19 protein-coding genes are annotated in these 25,509 nt (G+C 72.9%); 10 read left to right on the top strand and 9 right to left on the bottom strand.

Annotation, left to right across the window (positions count from 1 at the left end; translation table 11 throughout):
* Positions 1-99 precede the first annotated feature (99 nt).
* Entirely contained in the window at positions 100-1,155 is a 1,056-nt protein-coding gene (locus I2501_RS24115; protein ID WP_196196258.1) for an aldo/keto reductase, read from the top strand.
* A gap of 10 nt (positions 1,156-1,165) precedes the next feature.
* Positions 1,166-1,744, top strand: coding sequence for a TetR family transcriptional regulator (locus I2501_RS24110; protein WP_196196257.1), 579 nt, complete (start codon positions 1,166-1,168; stop codon positions 1,742-1,744).
* 95 nt (positions 1,745-1,839) lie between these two features.
* Here I2501_RS24110 and I2501_RS24105 read toward each other — a convergent pair whose 3' ends face one another.
* The 3 genes from I2501_RS24105 to I2501_RS24095 all read right to left on the bottom strand — a co-directional run bounded on the left by I2501_RS24105 (position 1,840) and on the right by I2501_RS24095 (position 6,209).
* Complete coding sequence (locus tag I2501_RS24105; RefSeq protein WP_196196256.1) at positions 1,840-3,855, bottom strand: helix-turn-helix domain-containing protein; 2,016 nt, start codon at positions 3,853-3,855, stop codon at positions 1,840-1,842.
* A 53-nt stretch (positions 3,856-3,908) separates the two neighbouring features.
* Positions 3,909-5,288, bottom strand: a complete 1,380-nt coding sequence (locus I2501_RS24100) for an MFS transporter (RefSeq protein ID WP_196196255.1) — start codon at positions 5,286-5,288, stop codon at positions 3,909-3,911.
* 111 nt (positions 5,289-5,399) lie between these two features.
* The gene (locus I2501_RS24095) at positions 5,400-6,209 is read right to left on the bottom strand and encodes a 3-hydroxybutyrate dehydrogenase (RefSeq protein WP_196196254.1); all 810 of its coding nucleotides are present in this window, start codon (positions 6,207-6,209) and stop codon (positions 5,400-5,402) included.
* A gap of 406 nt (positions 6,210-6,615) precedes the next feature.
* Here I2501_RS24095 and I2501_RS24090 point away from each other — a divergent pair, with 406 nt between their 5' ends.
* Positions 6,616-8,394, top strand: coding sequence for a regulator (locus tag I2501_RS24090; RefSeq protein ID WP_236047055.1), 1,779 nt, complete (start codon positions 6,616-6,618; stop codon positions 8,392-8,394).
* A gap of 69 nt (positions 8,395-8,463) precedes the next feature.
* Here I2501_RS24090 and I2501_RS24085 read toward each other — a convergent pair whose 3' ends face one another.
* The 3 genes from I2501_RS24085 to I2501_RS24075 all read right to left on the bottom strand — a co-directional run bounded on the left by I2501_RS24085 (position 8,464) and on the right by I2501_RS24075 (position 11,919).
* Positions 8,464-9,816, bottom strand: a complete 1,353-nt coding sequence (locus I2501_RS24085; RefSeq protein WP_328806577.1) for an NAD(P)/FAD-dependent oxidoreductase — start codon at positions 9,814-9,816, stop codon at positions 8,464-8,466.
* A gap of 112 nt (positions 9,817-9,928) precedes the next feature.
* A complete protein-coding gene (locus I2501_RS24080) occupies positions 9,929-10,819 on the bottom strand; it encodes a sirohydrochlorin chelatase (protein WP_196196253.1) in 891 nt (296 codons plus the stop codon).
* Positions 10,816-11,919: a uroporphyrinogen-III synthase gene (locus I2501_RS24075; protein WP_196196252.1), complete on the bottom strand. Its 1,104-nt coding sequence runs from the start codon at positions 11,917-11,919 to the stop codon at positions 10,816-10,818. Before I2501_RS24075 ends, I2501_RS24080 begins: the two co-directional genes overlap by 4 nt.
* Positions 11,920-12,221: 302 nt before the next feature.
* On the opposite strand from I2501_RS24075, the gene I2501_RS24070 reads away from it, so the two are divergent.
* The 5 genes from I2501_RS24070 to I2501_RS24050 are packed head-to-tail and all read left to right on the top strand — an operon-like array spanning position 12,222 to position 20,392.
* Positions 12,222-14,501 carry a molybdopterin oxidoreductase family protein gene (locus tag I2501_RS24070; RefSeq protein WP_196196251.1) on the top strand — a complete coding sequence of 760 codons (2,280 nt, stop codon included), beginning with the start codon at positions 12,222-12,224 and terminating at the stop codon, positions 14,499-14,501.
* Positions 14,501-15,823: an NAD(P)/FAD-dependent oxidoreductase gene (locus I2501_RS24065; RefSeq protein ID WP_196196250.1), complete on the top strand. Its 1,323-nt coding sequence runs from the start codon at positions 14,501-14,503 to the stop codon at positions 15,821-15,823. The genes I2501_RS24070 and I2501_RS24065 overlap by 1 nt, the downstream gene beginning before the upstream one ends.
* On the top strand, positions 15,823-18,543 hold the full coding sequence (gene nirB / locus I2501_RS24060; RefSeq protein WP_196196249.1) for a nitrite reductase large subunit NirB: 2,721 nt from the start codon (positions 15,823-15,825) through the stop codon (positions 18,541-18,543). Before I2501_RS24065 ends, nirB begins: the two co-directional genes overlap by 1 nt.
* Positions 18,540-18,974, top strand: a complete 435-nt coding sequence (gene nirD / locus I2501_RS24055; RefSeq protein ID WP_196196248.1) for a nitrite reductase small subunit NirD — start codon at positions 18,540-18,542, stop codon at positions 18,972-18,974. Before nirB ends, nirD begins: the two co-directional genes overlap by 4 nt.
* A complete protein-coding gene (locus I2501_RS24050; protein ID WP_196196247.1) occupies positions 18,971-20,392 on the top strand; it encodes an MFS transporter in 1,422 nt (473 codons plus the stop codon). Before nirD ends, I2501_RS24050 begins: the two co-directional genes overlap by 4 nt.
* A 52-nt stretch (positions 20,393-20,444) precedes the next feature.
* On the opposite strand, the gene I2501_RS24045 is transcribed toward I2501_RS24050, so the two are convergent.
* Positions 20,445-21,344 (bottom strand): TIGR01777 family oxidoreductase, encoded by a 900-nt coding sequence (locus tag I2501_RS24045; protein WP_196196246.1) that lies wholly within the window; start codon positions 21,342-21,344, stop codon positions 20,445-20,447.
* A gap of 48 nt (positions 21,345-21,392) precedes the next feature.
* Between I2501_RS24045 and I2501_RS24040 the strand changes: the two genes are divergently transcribed.
* Positions 21,393-22,058, top strand: coding sequence for a GNAT family N-acetyltransferase (locus I2501_RS24040; RefSeq protein ID WP_328806576.1), 666 nt, complete (start codon positions 21,393-21,395; stop codon positions 22,056-22,058).
* Entirely contained in the window at positions 22,055-23,089 is a 1,035-nt protein-coding gene (locus I2501_RS24035; protein ID WP_196196245.1) for a carbohydrate kinase family protein, read from the top strand. Before I2501_RS24040 ends, I2501_RS24035 begins: the two co-directional genes overlap by 4 nt.
* Here the strand turns inward: I2501_RS24035 and I2501_RS24030 are convergent.
* Together I2501_RS24030 and sucB are read right to left on the bottom strand one after the other, a co-directional pair.
* Complete coding sequence (locus tag I2501_RS24030) at positions 23,043-23,555, bottom strand: DUF4240 domain-containing protein (protein ID WP_196196340.1); 513 nt, start codon at positions 23,553-23,555, stop codon at positions 23,043-23,045. The genes I2501_RS24035 and I2501_RS24030 overlap by 47 nt on opposite strands.
* A 144-nt stretch (positions 23,556-23,699) precedes the next feature.
* The gene (gene sucB / locus I2501_RS24025; RefSeq protein WP_196196244.1) at positions 23,700-25,472 is read right to left on the bottom strand and encodes a 2-oxoglutarate dehydrogenase, E2 component, dihydrolipoamide succinyltransferase; all 1,773 of its coding nucleotides are present in this window, start codon (positions 25,470-25,472) and stop codon (positions 23,700-23,702) included.
* Between the last annotated feature and the right edge of the window lie 37 nt (positions 25,473-25,509).

Raw genomic sequence — 25,509 nt, 5'->3', positions numbered from 1 at the left:
TACGGCCCGTTCGATCTGTTCCCGCCCGATGCGAGCTCGGTTCAAACGAACGAGTGACAGATATTGAAATCTGTCAGTGCATCTGTGCATACTCGAGCCATGGCACTCACAACACGCACTCTTGGCAGCGACGACAGGCCCGGCAAGGACGGCACGGGCAGCGTGGACGGCCACGGCCGTGGGCTCACTGTCTCGGCCCTCGGGCTCGGCGCGATGGGCATGTCCGACCTCTACGGACCGGCCGACGAGGCCGAGTCGACGGCGACGATCCACGCCGCCTTCGATGCCGGGGTCACCCTGATCGACACCGGTGACTTCTATGGCATGGGCCACAACGAGCTGCTCATCCGGGACGCCCTGCGCAGCAGCGGTCGGGCCCGCGGTGAGGTGGCGGTCAGCGTCAAGTTCGGCGCCCAGCGCAGCTACGACGGCCAGTGGCTCGGTTACGACGCCAGCCCCAACGCGGTGAAGACCGCTCTCGCCTACACGCTGCGCCGGCTCGGCACGGACTACGTCGACGTCTACCGCCCGGCGCGGCTCGACCCGCAGGTTCCGATCGAGGAGACGGTTGGCGCCATCGCGGAGATGGTCCAGGCCGGCCATGTCCGGCACATCGGGCTGTCCGAGGTGGGCGCGGAGACGCTCCGACGGGCGCACGCGGTGCACCCGATCGTCGACCTCCAGATCGAGTACTCGCTGATATCCCGGGGGATCGAGGCCGCCATCCTTCCCACGGCCCGGGAGCTCGGCATCGGCATCACCGCCTACGGGGTCCTCTCCCGTGGCCTGATCAGTGGCCACTGGCAGGCCGACCGGGCCTTTGCCGCAGGGGATTTCCGCAGTCTGAGCCCGCGCTTCCAGGCGGGGAACGTGGACGCCAACCTCAAGCTGGTCGAGGCGCTGCGGGCGGTCGCCGAGGCCAAGGACGCCACCGTGGCGCAGGTCGCCATCGCCTGGGTGCTGGCCCAGGGCGAGGACATCGTCCCGCTGGTCGGAGCCCGTCGCAGGGAGCGGTTGACCGAGGCCCTGGGTGCTGCCGGGCTCACGCTCGGTGCGGCTGACCTCGCCGCCATCGAGGAGGCTGTTCCGGCGGGGGCTGCCTCCGGTGACAGGTATGTTGCTGCTCAGATGGCACATCTGGACAGCGAGAGGTAAACCCAGGCCCATGGCGGAGGCAGCACTCACCCGCGAGGACATCCTCCAGACCGCCGAGGATGTCCTGCGTCGCTACGGGCCGGCCAAGGCCACCGTAGTGGACGTCGCCCGTGCCCTTGGGGTCAGCCATGGCACTGTCTATCGCCACTTCCCCAGCAAGGCGGCGCTCCGGGAGGCGGTCACCCGGCGCTGGCTGGACCGGGCACACGCGGCCCTCCCCGCCATCGCGGCGGGCCAGGAGGAGCCGGGTGAACGGCTGCGCCACTGGCTGGCGACGCTGTTCGCCGCCAAGCAGGAGAAGGCACTGGCCGATCCGGAGCTCTTCGAGACCTACCAGGTGCTGGTGGGTGAAAACAGTGCACTGATCACCGAGCATGTGACGGGCCTGGAGGGCCAGCTTGCCGGGATCATCCGGGAGGGGCAGACGCAGGGCGTCTTCGCCCAGGGCGACGCGGAGATGCTGGGCCGCGTCGTCTTCCAGGCCACGGCGCACTTCCACGATCCGGGCTATGCCCAGGAGTGGTCCCGACCGGACGTCGACACCGAGTTCGACGCCGTCGTCGGGTTGGTACTGAGGGGCTTGATGTAAGGGCCTTGATGTAAGTACTGCGGGATTGGACGGCATTGGATGGAGGGGCTACGCGGGCGATGTAGCCAATCCCCCTCGGTTTCGTTGCGTCAGATTCACTCCGTCAGAAGATGGAGACGCAGGGCGAGTTGGAGCTCAAGTGCGCGCTCGGGGGAGTTCCAGTCCCGGCCGAGGAGGGCCTCCACACGGTCCAGGCGCTGCACCACGGTGTTCACATGGACGTGCAGCGCGTCCTTCGCCCGGGTGAGGCTGCCACCGCAGGCGAAGTAGGCGTCGAGGGTCCGCACCAACTCGGTGCCCCGGCGCTCGTCGTAGGCCAGAAGCGGGCCGAGGGTCTCGCGGACGAAGCCGCCCACGTCGTGGCCGTCCCCGAGGAGCACCCCCAGGAAGCCCAGGTCCGCCGCGCAGGCGCCGTCCCCCTCGCGGCCCAGGGCGCGGAGTGCACGGAGCGTGCGCACGGCCTCGGCATGGGCGGTGGCCAACTCGGTGACCCCGCAGGCTGGGCCTGCCGCGCCGACAGTGACGCGGAGGGAGGTCAGCTGCGAGAGCTGGGCCGCTGCGGCTGAGGCTCCTGCGGAAGCCGTCTCAGCCGGTGACCCCGGCGACCCCGGTGACCCCGGCCTGAGTGAGAGTCCGGGCGCAGACCCCGGGGCGGTGCCTACCGACGTGGGCACGGATGTGGGCACCAGAAGGACCACGACATCTCCGTGCTCGGCGCTGATGCCGCCCTTGCCGAAGAGCAACTGCGTGGCGGCGCTTGCCAGTTTGCCGCGGGCTTGGGCGACAGTCCCGGGGCCGGCGGCCTGGGCTGTGAGCAGCAGGTGCGGCTGTCGGAGGTCGACGCCCAGCCGCAGGCCGCGTTGGATCAGCCCGGCCGGGTCGCGCTGCGGGCTGTCGAGCAGATCTGTCAGCAGTTCGCCGCGGACCCGGTTCTCCGCCTCGGCGACCGACCGGCGCAGCAGCAGGAGCAGGGCGGTGACCACACTGGCCCGCTCGAACAATCGCCGGTCGGCGTCCTCCAGGGCCCGACGGCCCGTCAGGACCAGGCTGCCCAGCAGCTCCTGGCCGGCCAGTACCGCGCAGATCCAGCGATCCTCCGCCTTGACGGCGCGACCGCTGGCGCGGGACTCGCCGACCTGCTCGGCCACCTGCCGGGCGCTGCCGGGAGGCACCGGGGAGCCGACCAGGGAGCGCCCCTGCGGGTCCAGGACGGTGATGCCGCCCCCGAGCAGGGTGGAGACCGCCTCGGCCACGGCGGTTATCTCGCCGCCGCGCAGGACGAGGTCGGTGAGCCGGTCGTGGGCCTCCTCGGCCCGCAGCATGGCCGCGGAGTGGTCGCGGATCACCGCGTTGGCCTGGGCCAGGTCGGCGAGTGCGGCGCGTGTGTCAGTCAGGGCACGTGCGGTGTCGATGGCGATCGCCGCATGGGCAGCCAGGGTGCAGAGCAGCGCGACCTCGTCCGGTGAGAACGGGCGCGGACTGCGGTCGGCGGCGAAGAGCACGCCGATCACCTGCTTCCCCAGCAGCAGGGGAACGCCCAGAATGCCGACCAGTCCCTCGTCGAGCACTCCGGCGTCGATGTTGCGGGTGTGGTGGAACCGGCTGTCGGTCGGATAGTCCGGGGTCGCGTAGGGGCGCGCGGTCTGGGCCACCAGACCGCCGAGGCCCTCGCCCAACTCCAGGCGCAGCGTCTGGAAGAGCGGCGAGACGGAGCCGTCGGTCACCCGCATGTAGGTGTCGCCGGCCTCCTCGTCCGGGAGGGTCAGGTAGGCGAGGTCGGTGCCGAGCAGCAGCCGCGCCCGCCGCACGATGGCCTGGAGCACCTCGTCCAACTCCCGCGAGGCGGCCAGGTCGGTCGCCGTGTCGAAGAGCGCGGTGAGTTGGGCCTCGCGTCGTCGGTGCTGGGCCAACGTGCGGTGGACGCGCAGCGCTTGGGCAGCCGCCTCGGGCGAGCCCGCGCCTACCGCCCCGAGCTCCTCCGCTGACGCGCCGTCGGCGAGCAGCCGGAGCAGCCGCTCGGCCGTCGCGGGCGCGTCGGCGTTGGTGTCGGTGTCCGTGTCGGTGTCGGTATCGACAGCGTCTGCCAGGTCGGTGCGGGCTTGGTCGTCCATGGTGCGGGCCATCGTGGCAGCAGGGACGGTTCGTGTCACGAGGGCCGCCGGCTTCACGAGGAGGTCGGGATGGCTGCCACATCGGTCGGCAGGTCGGCCGACCCGTCTGCGGCGTCCAGCGCGGAGCCGCGGGTCTCCCGGGCACAGAGCACCGCGATGACCGTGACGACCGCCGAGAGGGCGACGTAGAGCGAGATCGGTGTGCCGCTGTGGTAGCTCTGCAGCAGTGCCACGGCGATCAGTGGAGCCGGCGCGCCCGCTGCGACGGAGGCGAACTGGGCGCCGATGGATGCGCCGGAGAACCGCATCCGGGTGGCGAACAGCTCGGCGAAGAAGGCCGCCTGGGGCGCGTACATCGCACTGTGGAAGATCAGACCTACCGTCACCGCGAGTACCAGGGCCGGGAAGGACCGGGTGTCCAGCAGGGCGAAGAACGCCCAGGCCCACAGGCCGGTGCCGATCGCGCCGACCAGGTAGACCGGCTTGCGGCCGACTCGGTCCGAGAGCGCTCCGAAGACCGGTATCAGGCAGAACTGGATCGCGGAGCCGATCAGGACGGCGTTGAGTGCGGTCTGCTTGGCGAGGCCCAGGTGGTCGACGCAGTAGGTCAGAACAAAGGTGACGATCACGTAGTACGTGATGTTCTCCGCCATCCGGGCGCCCATGGCGACGAGGATGTCCCGCCAGTGGTGGCGCACCACCGCGATCAGCGGCGGCTGTTCGGCCTGACCGCCGGAGGCGCGGGCGGCCGCGTCACGGGCGTCGGCCCGACGGCGCGCCTCCTGGAAGAGTGGTGACTCCTCCACCCCGAGCCGGATCCAGAGGCCGACTCCGACCAGGAGTGCGGACAGCAGGAACGGGATCCGCCATCCCCAGGCGACGAACGACGCGTCGCTCTGCAGCGCGGTCATCAGGGAGAGCACGCCGACCGCCAGCAGGTTGCCGAGGGGAGCGCCGCCCTGGGGCCACGAGGCCCAGAAACCCCGCCGTCGAGCGTCGCCGTGCTCGGAGACCAGCAGCACGGCTCCGCCCCACTCGCCGCCGAGGGCGAAGCCCTGGATCAGCCGCAGCACGGTCAGCAGGATCGGCGCGGTGACGCCGAGGGTGTCGTATCCGGGGACACAGCCGATCAGGGTGCTGGCCACGCCCATCATCAGCAGGCTGATGACCAGCAGCTTCTTTCGGCCGATCCGGTCGCCGTAGTGACCGAAGACCAGGGCCCCGACGGGCCGGGCGGCGAAACCGATCGCGTAGGTCAGAAACGAGAGGAGCGTGCCGGTGAGCGGGTCTGTGTTCGGGAAGAAGACCTTGTCGAAGACCAGGGCGGCGGCGGAGCCGTAGAGGAAGTAGTCGTACCACTCGATCGTCGTACCGACGAGGCTGGCGGCGACGATTCTGGCGAGGGCTCTCGGAGCGGGGGATGCGGTTGCCACGACGGTGGGGCCTTCCGTTCGGGGGGAGCCTGTGGGGGTGTCAGGACTGCTGGGCGTGATGGCTGTCGGGGGCAGATCCGTGGGGTGTCCGGGTTGTGGGGGCCAGGGCTGTCAGCGGGCGGTCCAGCCGCCGTCCATCGGGAGGGAGGTGCCGGTGACGGAGTCGGCGCCGGGGGAGCAGAGCCAGAGCACCGAGGCGGCTACCTCCTCGGGTTCGATCAGGCGCTTGACGGCCGTGCGGTCGAGCAGGATCCGGTCGACGACCTCGGCCTCGGGGATGCCGTGGGTACGGGCCTGGTCGGCGATCTGCCCCTCCACTAGCGCGGTGCGCACGTAGCCGGGGTTGACGCAGTTGCTGGTGACGCCGTGCGGCGCGCCCTCCAGGGCGACGACCTTGCTGAGGCCTTCGAGACCGTGCTTGGCGGTCACGTAGGCGGACTTGAAGGCGCTGGCCCGCAGCCCGTGGACGGAGGAGATGTTGACGATCCGTCCCCAACCCGTCGCGTACATGTGCGGCAGGGTCCGGCGGAGGATACGGAAGGGGGCCTCGACCATGACCTTCTGGATCAGGACGAACTGTTCCGGCGGGAACTCGTGCACCGGGGCGACGTGTTGCAGGCCCGCGTTGTTGACGACGATGTCCGCGTCGTCCGGGAGTGCGTCCACGGCCTCGGCGTCCGCGAGGTCCACCACCAGGGCGGTCCCCGCGATCTCCGCGGCTACGGCCTTCGCTGCCTGGGCGGCCCGGTCCACGACGTACACGTCGGCCCCGGCCTGGGCCAGGGCGTACGCGCAGGCGCGGCCGATACCTCCGGCCGCGCCGGTGACCAGAGCCTTCCGCCCGGTCAGAAAGGCGCTGCCGGCTTCGATGCTGCGGGCAGCGGTGCTGCGGGAAATGGTGCTGCGGGTGCTGCTCTCCATGGGCGGAGACGGTAGGCGGCTGACGTGGGCGGTCCCATGTGGGACGGCCCCACAGAGTCGGGCCGGAGTGTGGGGTGGCACACCACGGAGTGAGCCACGGCATGCGTCACCGAGCGCGACTCGGCACGCGTCTAGGCACGCGTCACGGCGTGCGTCGAGGAGCGCCCCGCATCACGCCGCTCATGGTGCCTCGTGCGACACCCTCGCCCGTGGGGGTGATTCAGCCGTAAACCGATGTGTCGCCTCACGCGCCGCATCGTCCCCGCCAGGGGGGATGGCCTTCACCCGTTCGGACGATTGTCCGGCCGGAACCGGCCACGAGCCCCAAATGCTCGCTACATTCACGCCGTTCCCCTAGGGAGCCCGCGGCGCTCCGTGGCGCGGGCACCCGGAAGGTGTGTGCCCCATGCCCCAACGGCCTGTGACCGATCGACCGACCTTCGACGCCCGCGCGGATCGTGCCCTGCGCGTCGGCGCTCCACGGGTGCCGGAGTCCACCGCGGCCGGCCCGACCTCAGCCGGTGCAACTGCCCAGGCCGGGCCGTCCGGGGCCACGGGCCAGTCCGAGACGCCTGCTCAGGGCGGAAGCACGGGCCAGGCGAGAACCACAGGGCGGCCCAGGAGTACCGGTCAGGCCGGAGCCGCGGCCCAGACCGGGGCGAACAGCGATCGGCTGCAGTACAACGAGCGGCTGGCGGCCCTGATCGAGGAGGCGGGGTTCTCCCACGCGGGGCTGGCCCGCAGGGTGGACCAGCTCGGCAGCGAGCACGGCCTGGACCTGCGCTACGACAAGACCTCGGTGACCCGCTGGCTTCGCGGGCAGCAGCCGCGCGGGGCCACCCCGGCGTTGATCGCCGAGGTGTTCACCCGTCGATTGGGACGCCGGCTCACCGCACAGGACCTCGGGCTGGACGCCTGCGCCCCGGTCTACGCGGGCCTGGAGTTCGCCGAGAGCCCGGCCGAGGCGGTCGACATCGTCGCCAGCATGTGGCGTAAGGACACCGGAGTCCACAGCGAGCTGCGCCGGATCGCCTTCACCCCGGCCGGGTTGGTGGTGCCCAGCAGGGACTGGCTGATCGGTCGGACGGACGAGCGCGTCGCGCGCGACACGCCGCAGGACCTCGGCCGCACCGGCATCCCCACACAGGCCCGCCGCGCTTCGGCAGCAGCCTCGGCTGCGTCGGCAGCAGCAGGGGCGACAGGGGCAGCAGGTGCTGGTGCAGCCGAGACTGCGGGTGCGTCCGCCGCCGCACCGGCAGGGTCGGCCCGTGGGTTGCAGCGAGTCAGCCGCGGAGACGTGGCCGCGGTGCGGGCCGTCGGGGACCTGTTCCGGGCCCTGGACAACGCCTACGGCGGGGGGCACGCCCGGCAGGCGCTGATCCGGTACCTGGAGAGCGAGGCCGAGCCGATGTTGCGCGGCCGGTACAACGAGGCCATCGGGCGGGCGCTCTTCGGCGCGGTCGCCGATCTGACCCGACTGGCTGGATGGACCTCGTACGACATCGGCGCGCACGGTCTCGCCCAGCGCTACTTCGTCCAGTCGCTCCGTCTGGCCCAGGCCGCCAACGACCGGCTCTACGGTGGCTACGTCCTGGTGACGATGAGTCGGCAGGCGGTCTACCTGGGTCATGGCCGCGAGGCGGTCCAGCTGGCCAGGGTGGCCCAGCAGGGCGTGGGCAGCACAGCGCCGGTCGCCGTGCAGGCCCTGATGCACGCGGCGGAGGCGCGCGGCCATGGGCTGCTGGGCGACGCCCGTTCCTGCACGGCGGCGTTGGTGCGGGCCGAGCGGGCGTTGCAGGCCTCGCACGGCAGTGACGAACTGCCCAGCTGGGCCCGGTTCTTCGACGAGGGACAGTTGGCGGACGAGTTCGCGCACTGCTACCGGGACCTGCAGCAGTGGCGGCCCGCCGCACAGCATGCGGAACGGTCGCTGCGGCTGCGCCCGCAGACCTACGCCCGTAGCCGGGTCTTCTGCCGGGTCGTGCTGGCCACGTCCCGCCTGGGGCTGGGCGAGTTGGACGAGGCGTGTGCGGCGGCGACGGAGGCGCTGCGCGGGGTCACCGAGATGCGCTCGCTCCGTGCGGTGGAGTATCTGCGGGACTTCGCCCGGAGGCTGGCGCCCTACCGGGGCAACCCGTCGGTGCGGGCCTTCGAGGAGGCGGCCCGAACCGCAGGCCTCGCCTGACGGTCAGGACGAGTCCGACAGGCAGGACGCGCCTGCCGGTCCGAACATGTCTGGCCGTCAGGCGACCGGTCAGGCCGCCAGCTCGTCCGGTGTGGTGGCTGGGGAGCGCAGCAGTCCCAGGTCGCGCAGGAGTGCGTCGGCGGCACGGCGGCCGGAGGTCAGCGCGCCCTGGACGGTGCTGGTGCCACGGTGGTCGCCGCAGACGTAGAGCCCGTGGAGGACCCGGACCGGTCGCCGGAACACGTGCGGCGGCGGCATGGCCGGGAGGGCGTCAGCGAAGTGGCGGACCGTCAGGAACCGCCAGCCGCTGGTGTCGGTGTCGTAGAGACGGGCGAGTGACCGCCGGACCTCGGGTTCGGCAGCCTTTCCGGCCTCAGCCTCAGCTTCGGTCGTGTGTGTCTCGGCCGCCCGGCCAAGGACGGTGGAGGCGACGAGCGCTCCGCTCGGAGCGTAGGAGCGGTGGACGTCGCTCAGTACCAAGGTGTGCGAGACGAGCGCGCCCGGCGTGGCGTCGAGGACCAGCACCGGCTCGGCCACCGGCGAGGTCTCGGCGACGTGGTAGTACGTCGTGACCGGGTGGTGCGCGGGCTGGTGCAGGCCCGGGAGCAGCTCACCGGCCGAGCGGGCGTCGGTGGCCACGACCACGGCGCGGCAGCCGAATCGGCCATGCCGCTCGGTCTCGACGCCGTTGGCCGCGATCGCGGTGACCCGCACGCCCAGCCGGACGGTGCCGGCCGGGAGCCGCTCGGCCACGGCGAGCGGGACCGCGCCGACGCCCCGGGCGGGCAGGCAGAGCCCGCCGCGCGCGTAGCCGCGCAGCACCAGGTCGGCGACCCGGGAGCTGGTGCCCAGTGCCGGGTCGCTGAGCAGGGCGGTCAACAGCGGGCGTAGGAACCCGTCCACGGTGGCGGCAGGGATGCCGCGCTCGCGGAGGGCGTCGGCGGTGGTGCGTTCGGGGCGGGCCAGCAGCCGGTCGACCGGAGTCGCGGCGAGGCGGGCCAGGTTGGCGCCGAGTCGGGCGCGGTCCCAGGGGCGGCCGATCGGTGCGCGGGCCGCTCCGAAGGCGGCTCGGGCCGAGGTGGGCGCGCCCACGCGGTAGCGCCGTCCGTCACTGTGGACCATGACATCGGGGCTGAGTGGGCGCAGTTCGAGGTCCTCGGGGCCGCCGAGGCCGAGGGTGCGGCGCAGTTCGGGGTAGGCGGTGTTGAGCAGGTGCGTGCCGTGGTCCAGCCGGTAGCCGTCGTGCTCCTGCTCGGCCATGCGGCCGCCGACCTTGTCGGCGGCCTCCAGGACGGTCACGGACAGTCCGTGCGCGCTGAGTCTGGCGGCTGCGACGAGACCGGCGAGACCGGCTCCGACGATCACGACGTCGGCGCTGCGATGGCGCGGATACAGGGGGGTAGGGGTTGCTGCTGCGGGCACGGACGGCTCCCTCCGGGTGCCTGGCTTCCGGGGCTTCCCCCTGTGATGCCCCGTCAAGCACCCACTCAGACAAGGGAGTTTGCGACAAAGCTGGCGTTCGGTCAGGAGTCGGTCACGCTCCGTGAGTGAATGGGGCAGTTGTGCGCCCCTCGGTACCCGGGTGTGAGCGTGCGCCCCGAATGTGCTCCCGTACGCCCCCGGCTCGGCCGCGAGTCGTCGCGCGACGGAGGGCCTCGTCGTAGCGGAGCGTGACCAGTTGGGCGATCGCGTCGTGTGGGCCCAAGGGGGCGGAGGTGGTCCATGCGCCGGACCGTGCGGCCTTCCGGGCGAAGAAGCCGGGGCTGAGCAGATACTCGGCGACCGCGACGCGGTCGTGTCCGGCAGCCCGCAGTGCGGAGACGGCCTCGGCCGGAGTCGGGCCCGCGGCGCAGAGGTAGGACGGGACGACCGTGGTGCACGGATGGCGCTCGCCCAGCAGCGCCGCCATCGCATCGGCGTCCGCGTTCGCGTCCGGGTCGGTGGATCCGGCGGCGGCGAGCACCACCGGGCCGTGTCCGGAACGCCAGCCGGCCTCCGCCAGCCGGTCGGTGAGCGCATCGACCAACAGCGGATGCGGGCCGAGCGCGTCGGCCACGTGCACTGCGCCGAGGCTCGGGGCTGCAGCGACGGCGTCAGGGATGTCGACGCGGACGTGGTACCCCGCACCGAGCAGCAGCGGGACCAGCACCACCGGACCGTGCAGCCGGGCCAGTGCCTCGGGCAGCGACGGGGAGACCAGGTCGAGGTAGCAGCACGCCACGGAGAGCTCGGGGCGCAGCTCCCGGACCCGGGCGACCAGAGCCTCGGTCGCGGCGACGCCCTCCGGATCGCGGGTGCCGTGAGCGACGATGAGCAGCGTCGGCGTACGGCGAACCGTTGAAGGGGCCGGTATGCCGTGGGCCGCCACGCGATGAGCCGGTATGCCGTGGGCCGCTCCGTCGCCGGCCGGGGCTGTGGCACTCATCCGGCCGCCAGGCGGTAGCCGCGCTTGGGGACGGTGCGGACCAGGTCGCCGTGCGGACCGAGTGCGGCGCGCAGCCGGGCCACGGCGGCCTCGACCGCGTGCTCGTCGGCGTCGGAGTCGGCCCAGACGCGGCGGAGCAGTTCGGCGCGGCTGAGAACCCAGCCGGGACGCTCGGCGAGGGCGCGCAGCAGGGCGGCGCCCTTGGGGGAGAGCCAGTGGCTCTCGCCGTCGACGAGCAGGGCGCTGCCCTGCAGCACCAGTTCGCGTCCGCCGAGTTGGAGGTGGCGGCGGCTGCGGGCGGGGAGCACCTCGGTGAGGGTGCGGACCATGGCGCCGAGTCGGCCCCGGTCGGGCCAGACCACCGGCAGGTCGGCCTCCAGCAGCGGTCTGGCGCAGACCGGGCCGACGCAGAGCGAGAGGACGTCCGCGCGCATCGCCTCCAGGGCGAGCTCGCGCAGGCCCTCGGCCGCGGCGGTCTCCAGGAAGGCGGTGATCGCGGGGGCGCTGGTGAAGGTCAGCGCGTGGATCTCGCGGCGGACGGTCTGCTCGACCAGGCGTCGCACCGCTGCCGGGTCCTCCGGCGGAGCCCAGCGGTAGACGGGGACGGAGACCACCTCCGCGCCACGCTCACGCAGCGCGGCGGCGAACGTGTCGAGGGGCAGGCCGTGCTCCTGTACCGCGATCCGGCGGCCGGCCAGGGGGCGGGCGAGCAGCCAGGTCAGCAGTTCGTCGGTGGCCTCGGTGGTCGGGGACCAGGCCTCGTCCAGGCCGCTGGCGCGGACCGCTCCGGTCGCCTTCGGGCCGCGGGTCAGCACCACCGCGTCGCGGCAGGCGGCGGCGAGTTCGGCGCCGCGTCCCCAGCCGTCGGCGGCGCTCATCCAACCGCGCCAGCCCACGCCGGTGGTGGCCACGACGTAGTCCAGGGGCGCGGTCAGGCATTGCTCCGTGGCGTGCCGCAGCGCCACGTCGTCCTCCAGCGGGAGGATCCGCAACGCTGGGGCCTCGACCACGCGCGCGCCACGCCGCGTCAGCAGCGCGACCAGCTCGTCGCGTCGGCGCGCGGCGGTGACGCCGACGGTGAACCCGGTCAGCGGACCCATCCCGGCGAAGCCGTCCGAGGGAGGCGGTGGCTCGGAAGGGGGCGGCGATTCGGATCGAGGCGGTGGTTCGGATTGCGGGGGTGGTTCGGATCGCGGCGGTGCAGTGCCCATGGACGAAGACTCCGGCTCCCGCGTTACCGGGAGGTTGCTCGCCCATCACGTGGGCGTTAGTGAACCGGTCCCGTGTGTTACCGCAGATGTCCGCCGTCCCACCCCGTCCCCCGGGCGGCGTGAGGGACGCGTACCGCTGCCGCAACACCGGGGACGCGGCGGTGTAACGGCTGCCGGTCAAGGTCGTTGGCATGACTCCCCAGCTCCTCGGCGATGCGCGACTCACCGACACCCACTGCCCGTACTGCTCTCTGCAGTGCGGGATGCGGCTCGCCGTCCGGGCGTCGGCGGGGGTGCCGGTCGAGGTTCGCGAGCGTGCGGAGTTCCCGGTGAACCGGGGCGCGTTGTGCGGCAAGGGCCAGTCGGCGGCGGCGCTGCTCGACCCGGCGGTCCGACTGACCACCCCGCTCGTCAGGGATCGTGGCGTGGGCGGCGTGGGCGGCGTGGGCGGCGTGGGCGGCGTGGGCGGCGTGGGCGGCGCGGGTGCCGGGCCCGGCGCGCGGGGCGAACTGCGCGCCGCGAGCTGGGCGGAGGCGCTGGACCGGGTCGCGGGCGGGCTGGCAGCGGTACGGGCCGAGCACGGCGCGGACGCGGTCGGGGTCTTCGGCGGGGGCGGGCTGACCAACGAGAAGGCCTACCAGCTGGGCAAGTTCGCCCGTATCGCGCTGCGGACGGCGAACATCGACTACAACGGCCGGTTCTGCATGTCCTCGGCGGCGGCAGCCGGACGGCTGGCCTTCGGGCTGGACCGGGGACTGCCGTTCCCGCTGGCGGACATCCCGCACACCGAGTGCTTGATCCTGGTCGGCGCGAACCCGGCCGAGACCATGCCGCCCGCGCTGCGCTACTTCCGCGAACTGCCGGAGAACGGCGGCACGTTGATCGTCGTCGATCCACGCCGTACCCGTACGGCCGAGCAGGCCGACCTGCACCTGCAGCCGCAGCCCGGTACCGATCTGGCACTGGCTCTCGGGCTGCTGCACCTGCTGATCGCGGACGGCATGGTGGACCACGACTTCGTTGCCACCCGGACCACGGGGTTCGAGGCGGCTCGCGAGACCGCGATGGCGCACTGGCCGGAGCGGGTGGAGCGGATCACCGGCGTCCCGGTGGCTCAACTCCGCGACGCGGCCGGGCTCTTCGGCCGGGCCAGGACCGGGATGGTGCTGACCGCGCGTGGCCCGGAGCAGCAGAGCAAGGGCACCGACACGGTCGGCGCGTGGATCAACCTCTGCCTCGCGTCCGGCAAGGCGGGCCGACGGTACAGCGGCTACGGCTGCCTGACCGGTCAGGGCAACGGCCAGGGCGGACGCGAGCACGGTCAGAAGGCCGACCAACTGCCCGGCTACCGCTCGATCGAGGACCCGGCCGCACGGGCGCACGTCGCCGCGGTCTGGGGCGTGCCGCCTGAGTCGCTGCCGCGTGCCGGACGGTCCGCCTACGAGCTGCTGGACAGCCTCGGCCGGCCCGGTCCGGACGGGGTGCGGGCACTGCTGGTCATGGGTTCCAACCCGGTGGTCTCCGCCCCGCGCGCGGCTCATGTGGCAGAGCGGCTACGGGCGTTGGACCTGCTGGTCGTCAGCGACCTGGTGCTCTCCGAGACCGCGCAGCTGGCCGACGTCGTACTCCCGGCGGCGCAGTGGGCGGAGGAGACCGGGACCCTGACCAATCTGGAGGGCCGGGTCATCCTGCGTCGCCAGGCCCTGACGCCGCCCGAGGGCGTGCGATCCGACCTGTGGGTCCTGCGCGAGCTGGCCGAGCGGCTCGCCGCGACTGACGATCCGGAGGCCGTCGAAACACGCGAGGCCGTCGAAGCACCCGACGCCGGTTACCTGCCACAAGGGACGCAACGGACGCACAGGATGGGCGGCAGGTTCGACGACGATCCGGAGACGGTGTTCGACGAGTTGCGCCGCGCCTCGGCCGGCGGGCAGGCGGACTACGCGGGCATCGACTACGCCCGGATCGAGGCCGAGGACGGCGTCTTCTGGCCCTGCCCCGACGAGCGCCATCCCGGCACTCCGCGCCTCTTCCTCGACGCCTTCGCGACGCCCGACGGGCGGGCCCGGTTCGCGGCCGTGACCCATCGGCCCGCGGCGGAGGAGCCGGACGACGAGTACCCGCTCTACCTGACCACCGGACGGGTGCTGGCGCAGTACCAGAGCGGGGCGCAGACGCGTCGGGTGGCGGCGCTCAGCTCGGCCGCGCCGGGCCCGTTCGTCGAGCTGCATCCGCTGGTCGCGGCGCGTCTGGAGATCGCCGAGGGGGAGTTGGTCGCGGTCACCTCGCGCCGAGGGCGGGCCGTCGCGGCGGCGCGGATCACCGGGACCGTCAGACCGGACACCGTCTTCATGCCGTTCCACTGGGCCGGTCCGGGGCGGGCCAACACGCTGACCAACCCGGCGCTGGATCCCACGTCGAAGATGCCCGAGTTCAAGGTCTGCGCCGTCCGCGTCGAACGGGCCGCGTGATGACCGCCCCCCACCAGCAGGCTGGCATCGCACGTCAGCAGATCGCCGTGATCGGGGCGGGAATGGCAGCGGCCCGGTTCGCCGAGCGCTACCAGGCACTGGGCGGTACCGCCCAGGTGACCCTCTACGGTGCGGAGCCGCGTGCCCCGTACAACAGGGTGCTGCTCGCCGACGTGCTCACGGGGCGCTACGACGCGGAGGCGGTCGCGCTGCCGGTCGGCGGCGCACGGCTGTGCCTGGGCGGCGAGGTGATCGGCGTCGACCTCGACGCACGGAAGTTGACGCTGGCCGGTGGCTCCGTCGAGGCCTTTGACGAGCTGGTCTTCGCGACCGGGGCCAACCCGGTGCTGCCGCCGATCCGGGGGCTGCGCCGGTCGGACGGGTCCGGCCTGCGGGACGGCGTGCACGCGCTGCGGAGCCTCGCCGACTGCGTCCGGCTGGCGGGGGAGGCCGCCTCGGCGGAGCGGGCCGTGGTGATCGGCGGCGGCGTGCTCGGCGTCAGCGTGGCGCGGGCCTTGGCCGCGCTCGGGCTGCCGGTCGAGATCGTGCACCAGGGACCGCATCTGATTGAGCGTCAACTCGACTTCGAAGCGGCGGAGGTGCTGCGCGGGCGGCTGCGGACGCTCGGTGTCGAGACCTACCCGCGCAACCGCGCCCGCGCGTTGACCTCGGACTCGGCCGGTCGCGGAGCCGTGGAGCTGGCCAACGGATACCGCCTCGGCACCGACCTGACGGTGCTGGCCTGCGGCGTCCGACCGCGCACGGGGCTGGCCCACGCCAGCGGGCTGGACGTCGGGTCGGGGATCGTCGTCGACGACACGCTCACCGCCCGGGTCGGCGGGGTCACGCGCCCGGGCGTGCATGCGATCGGCGACTGCGCCGAGCACCGCGGCGTGGTCCACGGACTCTCCGGACCGGCCTGGCAGCAGGCCGACGTCCTGGCCGCGCGGCTCTCCGGCGCGGACCCGGAGGCGGTGTACACCGGCTCCCGGCCAGTGGCCCGACTGAGCGCCGGCCCACTGGAGTACGCGGCGTTCGGCGAGGCGCACACCGACGTCGACACGGACGGCGAGGTCGACACGGACGGCGAGGTCGACAGGGACGCCGACGCCGACCATCACACGGAACGCGACGTGCTGCGGATCACCGATGGCACGCGCGGCAGTTACAAGAAGCTCGTCCTCCGCGGCGACCGGCTGGTCGGCGGGATCCTCGTCGGCGACCTGACCACCGTGGGCGCGCTGACCCGGGCCTACGAGCGCGACGACCCGCTGCCCGACACCCCACCCCTGCACCTGCTCACCACGTACGGAGCCTCCTGATGACCAACTCCCCGACGCCCCCCAAGGACCTCGTGCTGGTCGGTCACGGCATGGTCGGTCAGCGCTTCCTGGAGGCGCTGACCGAGCTGGCCGAGCAGCCGGGCGCGGCTCGGTGGCGGGTCACCGTGCTGGCCGAGGAGCCGCGGCCCGCCTACGACCGGGTCCACCTCACGTCGTTCTTCTCGGGCACGAGTGCCGAGGAACTGTCGCTCACCCCGCCCGGTTTCCTCGCCGAGCACGGCATCGACCTGCGGCTGGGCGACCCGGTGGCCGCGATCGACCGGGCCGCCCACACCGTCACCACGGCCTCGGGACAGGTCGTGCACTACGACGCGCTGGTGCTGGCCACCGGCGCCTACCCGTTCGTCCCGCCCGTCCCCGGCAAGGACGCGGCGGGGTGCCACGTGTACCGGACCATCGAGGACCTGGAGGCGATCCGCGCGGACGCGGGCACACTCGCCGACGCAGCTGCAGGCACCGACGGAGCTGCCGGCACCGACGGAGCAGAGCAGCAGGGCCGCATCGGCGTCGTGGTCGGCGGCGGGCTCCTGGGCCTGGAGGCCGCCGGTGCGCTGACCGCGATGGGCCTGACCACCCATGTCGTGGAGTTCGCACCGCGCCTGATGGCGATTCAGGTCGACGAGGGCGGCGGCCGGTTGCTGCGCCGCAAGATCGAGGACCTGGGCGTGCACGTCCACACGGGGGCCGGCACGCAGGCGATCCTGACCGACGACTCGGGCCGGGTCCGGGCGATGGAGCTGTCCGACGGACGCGAGCTCCCGGCCGACCTGGTGATCTTCTCCGCCGGGGTCCGCCCGCGTGACCAGCTGGCCCGGGAGTGCGACCTGCCGGTGGGGGAGCGCGGCGGCATCGTCGTCGACGAGCGCTGCCGCACCAGCGACCCGCACGTCTACGCCATCGGCGAGTGCGCGCAGGCGGTCGACGGCCGGGTCTACGGGCTGGTCGCGCCGGGGTACGCGATGGCGGAGACGGCGGCGCGCTCGCTCGCGGCCGAGTTCGGGGCTGAGTTCTCGGCTGACTTCGCGCAAGACTCCGCCGCTGACTTCGTGGCGGAGGAGCACGGCTTCACCGGCGCGGACACCTCGACCAAGCTCAAGCTGCTCGGCGTGGACGTGGCCAGCTTCGGCGACGCGCACGGCGCTGCCGACGGCGCGGTGGACGTCCTCTACAGCGACAGCCGCTCGGGGATCTACAAGAAGCTGGTGATCGGCCGCGAAGGGCAGCTGCTCGGCGGGGTGCTGGTCGGCGACACCGACTCCTACGGGCTGCTGCGCCCGCTCGCGATGGGCGGGCAGCCGCTCACGACCCCGGCGGAGCAGCTGGTGCTGCCGAGCGGACTGGCCCCGGCGGGTAACAGTGGCGGTGCGGCGGCGCTGCCGGACGAGGCGGTGATCTGCTCCTGCCACAACGTCAGCAAGGGCGAGATCCGCGCGGCCGTGCACGAACAGGACTGCGCCACCGTGCCCGAGGTGAAGAAGTGCACGAAGGCCGGTACCGGCTGCGGTAGTTGCGTGAGGATGCTGGGCAACATCGTCACCGACGAGCTGGAGGCCGCGGGCGTCAGCGTCAACAAGGGATTGTGTGAGCACTTCACGCACAGCCGGGCCGAGCTCTACGAGATCGTCCGGGTCACCGGCATCACCGGGTTCGCCGAGCTGATCGACGGGCACGGGACCGGTGAGGGCTGCGACGTGTGCAAGCCCGCCGTCGCCTCCATCCTCGCCAGCCTCGCCAACGGCCACATCCTGGACGGTGAGCAGGCCGCGCTGCAGGACACCAACGACCACTTCCTGGCCAACCTGCAGCGCAACGGCTCGTACTCGGTGGTGCCGCGCATCCCGGGCGGTGAGATCACGCCCGACGGCCTGATCGCGATCGGCGAGATCGCCCGCGACTTCGGGCTCTACACCAAGATCACCGGTGGCCAGCGGATCGACCTCTTCGGCGCCAGCGTCGACCAACTGCCGCCGATCTGGCGGCGACTGGTGGACGCGGGCTTCGAGTCGGGGCACGCGTACGGCAAGTCGCTGCGCACCGTGAAGTCCTGTGTCGGGGAGACCTGGTGCCGCTTCGGCGTCCAGGACTCGGTCGGCCTGGCGATCGAACTGGAGCTGCGCTACCGGGGGTTGCGCTCCCCGCACAAGCTCAAGGCAGCGGTCTCCGGCTGCGCCCGCGAGTGCGCGGAGGCGCAGGGCAAGGACTTCGGCGTCATCGCCACCTCCTCCGGCTGGAACCTGTACGTGGGCGGCAACGGAGGTATGACGCCCCGTCATGCCGACCTGCTGGCAGCCGACCTGGACCGGGAGACGCTGCTGCGCACCATCGACCGGTTCCTGATGTTCTACATCCGCACCGCCGACCGGCTGGAGCGGACCTCGGTGTGGCTGGAGCGCATCGAGGGCGGCCTGGAGCACGTCCGGGCCGTGGTGATGGACGACTCGCTCGGCATCTGCGCCGAGCTGGACGAACTGATGGACCGTCATGTCGGCACGTACCAGGACGAGTGGGCGGCCGTACTGGAGGACCCCGAGCGGCTGCGGCGGTTCGCCTCGTTCGTCAACGCCCCCGGCACGCCCGACCCGGCCGTGACCTTCGTCCCGGAGCGCGGCCAGATCCGTCCCGCACGTCCCGGCGAGGACGGGCGGATCCTCACCCCGGCGCTGATCGCCGGTCCCGAACTGGAGGTGCGTACCGCATGAGCAACAGCGCGTATAACGGCAGCAGCGCGGACACGGGCACGGTGGAGGTGTTCGACGGCACGGCGTGGACCCGGGCCTGCGGGTACGACGAGTTGACCCCGGGCCGCGGCGTGGCCGTGCTGAGCGCGAGCGGGCGCCAGATCGCGGTCTTCCGGGACCGGGCGGGCGAGCTGTACGCGGTGGACAACCGTGACCCCTTCAGCGGCGCGTACGTGCTCTCGCGCGGCCTCCTCGGCAGTCGCGGCGGGGTGCCCACACTCGCCTCGCCGATGTACAAGCAGGTCTTCGACCTGCGCGACGGCCGCTGCCTGGACGAGGACACCACGCCCGACGGCGCCCCGGCGGTGCTGCGGCTCTGGCCGGTGCGGCACACGGTGCGACGCGGAGCAGCCGGGTCGTCCAGCGCCGCGCTGGCGGGAGTGGGCGCATGAGCGGGAGCGGCAGCGCGGTCGTCGGAACCCCAGCCGAAAGCGGGGCCGACAGCCAAGCCGCGAGCCGAGCCGCGAGCCGGGCCGTCGGCAGAGGGACGCGCACCATCACCGACTGGCGTCCCGAGGAGCTGAGCTTCTGGGAGGAGGCGGGGGCGCGGATCGCCCGGCGGAACCTGGTCTTCTCGGTCCTGTCGGAGCACATCGGTTTCTCGGTGTGGAGCCTCTGGTCGGTGCTGGTGCTCTTCCTCGGGCCGCAGTACCACGTCGACGCGGCGGGCAAGTTCACCCTGACCGCGCTGCCTACGGCGCTCGGCGCGTTCCTCCGGCTGCCCTACAGCTACGCGGTGGCGCGGTTCGGCGGGCGCAGCTGGACCGTCCTCAGCGCGTTGCTGCTGCTCGTCCCGACCGTGCTGGCCGGGATCGTGCTCCAACCCGGCGTCACTTACGGGGCGTTGCTGGCGGTCGCCTGCGTGGCCGGGGTCGGCGGCGGCAACTTCGCGTCGTCGATGGCCAACATCAACGCCTTCTACCCGCAGCGGCTCAAGGGGTGGGCGCTGGGCGTCAACGCGGGCGGCGGCAACCTCGGCGTCCCGGCGGTGCAGCTGGTCGCGCTGCTGGTGCTGGCCACGGCCGGTGCGGGGGAGCCGCGGCTGGTGCCGCTGGTCTACCTGCCGCTGATCGTGCTGGCAGCCCTGGGCGCGGCGCTGCGGATGGACAACCTGGCCGCCGTGAAGGGCCGGCGCGGCGCGCTGCGCGAGGTCGTGCGCGAGCCGCACAGCTGGGTGATGTCGCTGCTCTACATCGGCAGCTTCGGCTCGTTCATCGGATTCGGCTTCGCCTTCGGGCAGGTGCTCCAGGTGCAGTTCCCGCAGCAGTTCGCGACCCCGGTCGACGCGGCCTACCTGACCTTCCTCGGACCGCTGTTGGGCTCGCTGGTACGACCGGTCGGCGGGAGGCTGGCCGACCGCTTCGGCGGGGCGCGCGTGACACTGTGGAACTTCGCCGCGATGGCGGCGGGGGCGGGGGTGGTGCTGCTGGCTTCGGCGCAGCGGTCGTTGCCGCTCTTCGTCACCGGCTTCGTGGTCCTCTTCGTGCTGAGCGGACTCGGCAACGGCTCGACGTACAAGATGATCCCGGCCATCTTCCGGGTCAGGGCGGACGAGGCAGTGGCGGCGGGGGCGGACCCGGTCACGGCGGAGACCGACTCCCGGCGTCGTGCGTCGGCGCTGATCGGACTGGCGGGCGCGATCGGCGCGTTCGGCGGGGTGCTGGTCAACCTGGCCTTCCGGCAGGCGTTTCTGGACAGCAGGAACGGCGACGCCGCGTATCTCGCCTTCCTGGTCGCCTATGCCGTCTGCTTCGTGGTGACCTGGGCGGTCTACCTGCGCCCGGGCGCGGGACGCCTGCGCGAGGTGTAGGCCGTGGGGTCGCCATCTAGAGCGTGGCCCACAGCGTGGCATACGACGCGGCCTACAACGCGGCCTGGATCGCCTGGTCGACGGTGGTGTGGGCGAAGCGGAAGCCCGAGTCCAACAGCCGGGTGGGGACGCAGCGGTGACTGCCCACCACCTCGACCGCCATCTCGCCGAGCGCCGCCTTGAGGGCGAACTCCGGCACCGCGAAGACCGTGGGGTGGCGCAGCACCCGGCCCAGCGCCGCCGTCACCTCGGCGTTGGTGACCGGGACGGGGGCGGTCAGGTTGAACGCGCCGGACAAGCCCTGGGTGTCGATCAGATGGCGCAACGCCGCCACCTGGTCGCGCAGCGAGATGAAGCTCCAGTACTGCCGACCGTCGCCGAGCCGTCCGCCGAGGCCCAGCTTGAACAGTGGGAACAGCCGGGCGAACGCCCCGCCGCCGCTGCCCACGACCAGCCCGGTGCGGGCGTGGGCGACCCGGATCCCGGCGTCGGCGGCGGGCGCGGTGGCGGCCTCCCACTCGACGCAGACCCGGGCCAGGAAGTCCCCGCCGGCCGGCGCCGACTCGTCGATGACGGCATCACCCGTCTGGCCGTAGTAACCGACGGCGGAGCCGGAGACCAGCACGCGAGGCGGCTGCGGCAGCCCGGCCAGGGCGTCGGCGAGGGTCGCGGTGCCGAGGATCCGGCTGTCGTGGATCTTGCGCTTGTAGGACGCGGTCCAGCGCTGGTCGCCGACCCCGGCGCCGGCCAGATGGACGGCCGCGTCGACGCCGACCAGGCCCTGACGGTCGATCGCGCGCAGGGGTGGGTTCCACCGGACCTCGACGCTGCCGTCGGCCCGCTCCTGCGGCTCTCGCCGGACGAGGCGGACCACCTCGTGTCCGTCGTCCAGCAGCGAGCGGACGAGTGCGGAGCCGATGAGCCCGGTCGAGCCGGTGACCGCGATGCGCATGCCGACATTCAATCAGGCGCGCAGGTAAGGACCGCGTAGGCTCCCGCCATGGGCACCGGAGAATTCGCAGGCGACACGGCTGACAGCAACACGGCTGACAGCGACACGCCTGACAGCAGCATGCCTGCCAGCAGCACGCCTGACGGCAACGCGGCTGACCGCGACGGGGCTGACGGCAACGCGGCCGAAGGCACCGAGGCGAACGGCAACCGCGTCACCGCCCGTCTCGTCCTCCGTCCGGCGGTGGCGGCCGACGGGTACGAGGTGTACGCGCTGGAGTACCGCTGCTGGTCGCCGGAGTCCGAAGTCTCCGAGCGTCCGGACCTGCCGCGGCCGGACAGCACGGCGTTCCGTGACGAGCGGCACCAGCCGGAGCACATGCTGGTCGCGGAGCTCGACGGCCGGATCGTCGGCTGGGTGCGGGTGCTGCCGCCGACGCCGCTGGCCACCAACGCCCACATCCGGTCGATCCAGGGGCTGTTGGTCGCCCCCGAGGCGCGCGGGCACGGGCTCGGCCGCCGCCTGCTCGACGCCGCCCTGCTCAAGGCCCGCGCGGAGGGCGCCCGACGGGTGACGCTGCGGGTCCTGGGCGACAACACGGTGGCCCGGTCGCTCTACGAGAAGGCCGGCTTCACCGTGACCGGGGTCCAGCCGGGCGAGTTCCTGCTGGCGGGCGGCTATGTCGACGACGTGCTGATGGGGATCGAGCTGTGAGCCGTGCTGCGGGAGGCTTTCTGGTGGTCGGCGAGAGCGTCGCCGACATCGTCCGGAGCCCGGGGCGGGCGGACGTGGTGCATCCCGGCGGCAGCCCGGCCAACGTCGCCTACGGGCTGGGCCGCCTCGGCCACCGCCCGGCGCTGCTGACCCAGCTCGGCGCGGACCCGCTCGGCGACCTGATCCGCGCCCATCTCACCTCGGCGGGCGTCATGCTGCTGGACGGCGGGCGGACGGATGTTGACACGCCGTCAGCCGTCGTCTCGTTGGACGAGGCGGGTCGCGCTTCGTACGCCTTCGACATCGCCTGGACGCTGCGGCCGGTCGACCCGGAGGCCCTGCTGGCCGCCCTGCCCGGACCGCCGCGCCACGTGCACCTGGGCTCGATCGCCTCCGTCGCGGAACCGGGCGCGGACGCCGCCCTGGCGCTGGTCCGGTCCCTGCGCGGGGGTGGGGCCGTGGTCAGCTACGACCCGAACGTCAGGCCCACGCTGATGGGCGACCGGGACGCGGCGCTGACCCGCGTCGAGCGCTGCGTGGCGGCGGCGCACGTGGTGAAGGCGAGCGACGAGGACCTGGCCTGGCTCTACCCGGATGCCACCGAGGCCGAGGTGGCGGCACGCTGGACGGCGGCGGGCGCGCAGCTCGTGATCGTCACCCGCGGCGCGGCGGGCGCGGTGGCGTATGCGGGCGAGCAGGTCGTCGCCGCTCCGGCCCGACCGACGACGGTGGTGGACACGGTCGGTGCGGGGGACGCGTTCATGGCGGCGGTCCTGCACGGCCTGCACAGGGCCGAACCAGGCCATGCCGAACTGGACCACACCGAACAGAACCATGCTGCACAGAACCTCGCCGCACAGAACCTCGCCGCGCTCGACACCGCGGCGCTGACCGCACTGCTCGACGTGGCGACCGCGGCCGCCGCGATCACCGTCTCCCGCGCGGGCGCCAACCCGCCCGACGCCGCGGAGCTTGCGGCCCTGCTCAGCCCCCGTACCGCTCCCACAGGCGCGGGTACCGCTGTTCCATGACCCGGACGTCGTCGAAGTCGAAGTCGGCGCCGACGGGGTCGTTGGTGCGACGGCCGAGGTCAGGGATGTGCAGCCCGGTGAGCTGCTCGTAGGCGCGGTCGCCGGCGTAGCCGAGCTCCTCGGCGTCGCCGTCCTCGTCCTCGTCGAAGTCGGGGAGCAGGTCGGCCAGCTCGTCGGGGTCGGCCAGCGCGCCCTCGAAGACCTCGCGGCCCTGGCCGATCAGCCAGGCGCAGAAGAACTCGAAGGCGTCCTCGCCCGCGCCGCCCAGCAGCAGGTCGGCGGCGCCCCACAGGTCGGTCCGCCAGGCCCGCGACATCCGCGCCTCGAAGAGCCGGGAGAAGTCGAGCACCTCGTCGGGCGTCCGCTCGACGAGGCGTTCGACCAGCATGTCGGCATGGTCGACGGGATCGCCCTGGGACGCGTCCCGGGTCTCGTCGATCAGGAGCCAGAAGTCCGTCTCGTCCATCACGTCCACCAGCATCGCGGTCGGCAGCCCGGACCGCACGCGAAACGCCGTGGGCCCCGCCTCCCGGAAAAGGGGAGCGGGGCCCACGGCGGCTACCGCTGAGAGTCGAGCCGTCGAAGGACGACTGTCGTCAGGCGGAGTGGATCACAGCCCGAGGTCGCCCTCGAACGCGCCCTCCTCGAGACGGGCCTTGAGCGTGCCCAGGAAGCGGGCGGCGTCGGCGCCGTCCACGATCCGGTGGTCGTAGGAGAGGGCCAGGTACACCATGTCGCGGACGGCGATGGTGGTGCCCAGCTCCTCGGTCTCCATGACGACCGGGCGCTTGACCGTCGCGCCGATGCCGAGGATCGCGACCTGCGGCGGCGTGAAGATCGGGGTGTCGAACAGCGCGCCGCGCGAGCCAGTGTTGGTGACGGTGAAGGTGCCGCCGGACAGCTCGTCCGGGGTGACCTTGCTGTCGCGGGTGCGGGCGGCCAGGTCGGCGGTCTTCTTGGCGATGCCGGCGATGTTGAGGTCGCCCGCGTCGTGGATGACCGGGACCATCAGGCCACGCTCGGTGTCGACCGCGATGCCGATGTTCTCGACCGCGTGGTACGTGATGGTGTCGTCGTCGTTGATGGAGGCGTTGACGACCGGGTGCGCCTTGAGCGCCTCGGCGGCGGCCTTCACGAAGAACGGCATCGGCGAGAGCTTGACGCCCTCACGGGCGGCGAACGCGCCCTTGGCCTGCTCGCGCAGACGCATGATGTTGGTGACGTCGACCTCGACGACCGTGGTCAGCTGCGCGGCGGTCTGCAGCGCCTTGACCATGTTGTCGGCGATGACCTTGCGCATGCGGGTCATCTTGACGGTCTGACCGCGCAGCGGGGACGCGGCGGCGATCGTCGTCGGGGCCTTGCGGGCGCCGGACGCGGCCGGGGCGGCGGAAGCCGACGCGGCGGAGCGGGCGGCCTCGGCGGCGGCCAGCACGTCCTGCTTGCGGATGCGGCCACCGACGCCGGTGCCCTTGACCGCGTTCAGGTCGATGCCGTTCTCGGCGGCGAGCTTGCGGACCAGCGGGGTCACGTAGGCGTCGGACGCCTCCGCGGCAGGAGCGGCAGCGACCGGCGCAGCGGCGACCGGAGCCGCGACCGGGGCGGCCGGGACCGGAGCGGCGAGGGGGGCCGGAGCCACCGGAGCCGGAGCGGCGACCGGAGCCGGGGCCACCGGAGCAGCCGGCGCGACCGGGGCGGGCGCGGCGACCGGAGCCGGAGCGGCAGCCGGGGCGGCCGGAGCAGCGGGGGCGGCCGGAGCCGGGGCAGCGCCCGGGGCGCCGATGACGGCCAGACGGGCGCCGACCTCGGCGGTCTCGTCCTCGGCGACCAGGATCTCCAGCAGCACACCGCCGACCGGGGCCGGGATCTCGGTGTCGACCTTGTCGGTGGAGACCTCGAGCAGCGGCTCGTCGACGGCGATGGTGTCGCCGACCGACTTGAGCCAGCGGGTGACGGTGCCCTCGGTCACGGACTCGCCCAGCGCGGGCAGGGTGACGTCGGTGCCGGTGGCACCACCGGCGGGGGCGGCCGGGGCCACCGGAGCGGGCGCGGCGGCGACCGGCGCGGGGGCCGGGGTCTCGACCGGAGCCGGGGCGGCGGGCGCGGCGGCAGCGGCAGGCGCGGCGGCCGGGACCGGGGCGCCGGTGCCGTCGTCGATGATGGCCAGCTCGGAGCCGACCTCGACCGTCTCGTCCTCGCCGACCTTGATCGAGGCCAGGATGCCGGAGGCGGGCGCCGGGATCTCGGTGTCGACCTTGTCGGTGGAGACCTCGAGCAGCGGCTCGTCGACCTCGACGCGCTCGCCCTCGGCCTTGAGCCAACGGGTGACGGTGCCCTCGGTCACGCTCTCGCCGAGTGCGGGCAGTGTTACTGAGACCGCCATGGTTTCAGTTGCTCCTTGTGGTGCGTACGGATGGTTG

Source organism: Streptacidiphilus fuscans (genome assembly GCF_015690355.1).
Taxonomy (GTDB): Bacteria; Actinomycetota; Actinomycetes; order Streptomycetales; family Streptomycetaceae; genus Streptacidiphilus; species Streptacidiphilus fuscans.
Note: the sequence above shows the minus strand (reverse complement) of the source record. Positions and strands in the feature narration are given on the sequence as shown.